Below are 3795 nucleotides of genomic sequence, written 5' to 3' on the forward strand. Positions count from 1 at the left end.
CGCGTGATGCGCACCGGCCCTCCTCGTTCACGTTGTGGGACTCAGTCGCCGAACGGACCGACGCGTACCGTCGAGCGCGGGCGGGAGGCGAGCTCCTCCGCGAGCTTGCGCACGTCGTCGGACGTCACCGAACGAATCCGTTCGAGCGACTCGGCGACGCTCAGCAGCTCGCCGAACACGAGCTCCGACTTGCCCAGGCGACTCATGCGCGAGCCCGAGTCCTCCAGGCCCAGCACCAGCCCGCCGGAGAGCTGACCGATGCTCCGGTCCAGCTCGGCCTGCGTGATGCCCGACTCGGCGAGCTTCTCGAGCTCGCTCGTCATGAGCTCGGTGACCTGGTCGACCTTGGAGGGCGCGCAGCCCGCGTACAGGCCGAACGTCCCGATGCCGCCGTGACCCGACGCGAACGAGTACGTCGAGTACGCCAGGCCCCGCTTCTCACGGATCTCCTGGAAGAGCCGCGAGCTCATGCCACCACCGAGGACGGCGCTGAGCACCGAGAGCACGAAACGGCGGTCGTCCGTCGCGGACAGACCCGTGCCGCCGATGATGACGTTGGCCTGCTCGACGGTGCGGCGGATCGTGAGCTCGACGCCCTCGATCCCCACGCCCTGCACGTCGGCGCTGTCGCGGCGAGCGCGAGGCGTGCCCGCAGGGTCGAGGTCCCAGCCACCGGTCGTGAGCGCGGTCGCGACCTGCTCGCACAGCGTGTCGTGGTCGACCCCGCCGGCCGCGGCGACGACGAGCGTCTCCGGGCGGTAGTGCCACTGGTAGTGCTCCCAGACGGCGCTGCGCGGCACGGCGTTGATGGTGTCGGGCGTGCCGCCGATCGGGCGCCCCAGCGGGTGCCCGGCCAGGACGGCCTGCGCGAACTCCTCGTGCACGACGTCCGACGGGTCGTCGTCGTTCATGGCGAGCTCTTCGAGGATCACGCCACGCTCGGTCTCGAGCTCGTCCTCGTCGAGGCGCGCCGAGGTCACCATGTCGGTGATGACGTCGACCGCCATGGGCAGGTCGGAGTCGAGCACGCGAGCGTAGTAGCAGGTGTGCTCCTTGCCGGTCGCGGCGTTGGCCTCACCGCCGACGGCGTCGAACGCCTCGGCGATGTCCATCGCGGACCGGCGGGCAGTTCCCTTGAAGAGCAGGTGCTCCAGGAAGTGCGTGGAGCCGAAGTGACCGTCGGTCTCGTCGCGCGAGCCGACGCCGACCCATGCTCCGACGGTCGCCGAGCGCAGGCCCGGCATCGACTCGGTGAGGACCCGAACCCCGCCGGGCAGGACCGAGCGACGAATCGTCGCCCCGTCCTGCCCGGCGGTCAGCTCACCCTCGGGCGAACCCGAGGGGACGAGCGGAAGGTTCCAGGGCACGTCAGGCGTCGTCCCCGGCAGGTGCCTCGGCGTCGGCCGGGGCGTCGTCCGAGCCCTCGACGACCGCGTGCAGCGAGAGCTTGCCGCGCGGGTCGATCTCGCCGATCTCGACCTGGACCTTCTGGCCGATCGACAGGACGTCCTCGACGTTCTCGACGCGCTTGCCACCGACGAGCTTGCGGATCTGGCTGATGTGCAGCAGACCGTCCTTGCCCGGGGACAGCGAGACGAAGGCGCCGAACGACGTCGTCTTGACGACCGTGCCGACGAAGCGCTCGCCGATCTCGGGGACGTGCGGGTTGGCGATCGCGTTGATCGCCGCGCGGGCGGCCTCTGCGGAGGGGCCGTCGGTGGCACCGATGTACACGGTGCCGTCGTCCTCGATGGAGATGTCCGCGCCCGTCTCCTCCTGGATCTGGTTGATCATCTTGCCCTTGGGGCCGATGACCTCGCCGATCTTGTCCACGGGGACCTTGACCGCGATGACGCGAGGAGCGTTGGGGCTCATCTCGTCCGGCACGTCGATGGCCTCGTTGAGGACGTCCAGGATGGTCAGGCGCGCGTCGCGGGCCTGGGTCAGCGCGCCGGCCAGGACCGAGGCGGGGATGCCGTCGAGCTTGGTGTCGAGCTGGATGGCCGTGATGAACTCACGCGTACCGGCAACCTTGAAGTCCATGTCGCCGAACGCGTCCTCGGCGCCGAGGATGTCGGTGAGCGCCGCGTAGCGGGTCTCACCGTTCACCGTGTCGGAGACGAGGCCCATCGCGATGCCCGCGACCGCTGCGCGCAGCGGCACACCGGCGTTGAGGAGCGAGAGCGTCGAGGCGCACACGGAGCCCATCGAGGTCGAGCCGTTGGACCCGAGGGCCTCGGAGACCTGACGGATCGCGTAGGGGAACTCCTCGCGGCTCGGCAGCACCGGCACGATCGCGCGCTCGGCGAGGGCGCCGTGCCCGATCTCGCGACGCTTCGGGCTGCCCACGCGGCCGGTCTCGCCGGTCGAGTAGGGCGGGAAGTTGTAGTTGTGCATGTAGCGCTTGCGCGTCTCCGGGGAGAGCGTGTCGAGCTGCTGCTCCATGCGGAGCATGTTGAGCGTGGTGACACCCAGGATCTGGGTCTCGCCGCGCTCGAAGATCGCGGAGCCGTGCACGCGGGGCAGGACCTCGACCTCGGCCGACAGGGTACGGATGTCCGCGAGCCCACGGCCGTCGATGCGGAAGCCGTCCGTGAGGATGCGCGCGCGGATGAGCTTCTTCTGCACCGAGCGGTACGCGGCGGAGATCTCCTTCTCGCGGCCCGCGAAGTCGCCGGCGAGCTCGGCCTGGATCTCGGCCTTGATCTCGTCGAGACGGTTCTCGCGGTCCTGCTTGTCGGCGATGCTCAGGGCCTCGCCCAGGCGGGCCGTCGCAGCGGCCTCGACCGCGGCGTAGACGTCGTCCTGGTAGTCCGGGAACGTCGGGAAGTCCTGCACGGGCTTGGCGGCCTTGGCCGCGAGCTCCTGCTGCGCCTCGACGAGCGTGCGGATGAAAGGCTTGGCGGCCTCGAGGCCGGCTGCGACGACCTCTTCGGTCGGGGCGCCGACGCCCTCGTTCTTGATGAGGTTCCAGGAACCCTCGGTGGCCTCGGCCTCGACCATGGTGATCGCGACGTCGTCACCCACGACACGACCGGCGACGACCATGTCGAAGACGGCGCGCTCCTTGTCGGAGTACTTGGGGAACGCGACCCACTGGCCGTCGATCAGGGCGACGCGGACGGCGCCGATCGGGCCGGAGAACGGCAGGCCGGAGAGCTGCGTCGAGATCGACGCGGCGTTGATGGCCAGGGTGTCGTACGCGTCGTCCGGGTGGATCGCGAGCACGGTGATGACGACCTGGACCTCGTTGCGCAGGCCCTTGACGAACAGGGGGCGCAGCGGGCGGTCGATCAGGCGGCAGGCCAGGATCGCCTCGGTCGAGGGGCGACCCTCACGACGGAAGAACGAACCGGGGATCTTGCCGGCGGCGTACTGCCGCTCCTCGACGTCCACCGTCAGGGGGAAGAAGTCGAACTGGTCCTTGGGGTGCTTGCCGGCCGTCGTGGTCGACAGCAGCATGGTCTCGCCGTCCAGGTAGGCGGCGGCGGAGCCACCGGCCTGGCGCGCGAGGCGTCCGGTCTCGAACCGGACGGTACGGGTTCCGAAGCGACCGTTGTCGATCGTTGCTTCGGTGAATTCGATCTCGGGACCCTCCACGGGTGCCCTCCTCACTCTCGAAGTGCCGCCTTCGGTGCCTGTCGAGGGTGCATCCACTCGACGCTCGGCGGTCTTCGATCGAGGCCCACGGTCTTCCCGCTCGAGGCGGGTTCCGGGAGCCACTACCGAGGACCGAACGAAAGGCTGGCGGCGTGGGTTTTCTTACGGGTGCTTCACACCGGACCAGCCCGGCCC

The 3795-nt window shown here is 69.8% G+C and carries 2 protein-coding genes; both read right to left on the reverse strand.

All coding sequences use genetic code 11. The features are described 5' to 3' along the window. Window positions 1-41: 41 nt before the first annotated feature. Window positions 42-1367, reverse strand: coding sequence for a M16 family metallopeptidase (locus ACFRCR_RS17580; protein WP_377679350.1), 1326 nt, complete (start codon window positions 1365-1367; stop codon window positions 42-44). Between the two features lies 1 nt (window position 1368). Next, window positions 1369-3600, reverse strand: a complete 2232-nt coding sequence (locus ACFRCR_RS17585) for a polyribonucleotide nucleotidyltransferase (protein WP_377679352.1) — start codon at window positions 3598-3600, stop codon at window positions 1369-1371. Window positions 3601-3795: the final 195 nt, after the last annotated feature.

Source organism: Oerskovia sp. NPDC056781, from assembly GCF_042789955.1.
GTDB classification, from domain to species: domain Bacteria; phylum Actinomycetota; class Actinomycetes; order Actinomycetales; family Cellulomonadaceae; genus Oerskovia; species Oerskovia rustica.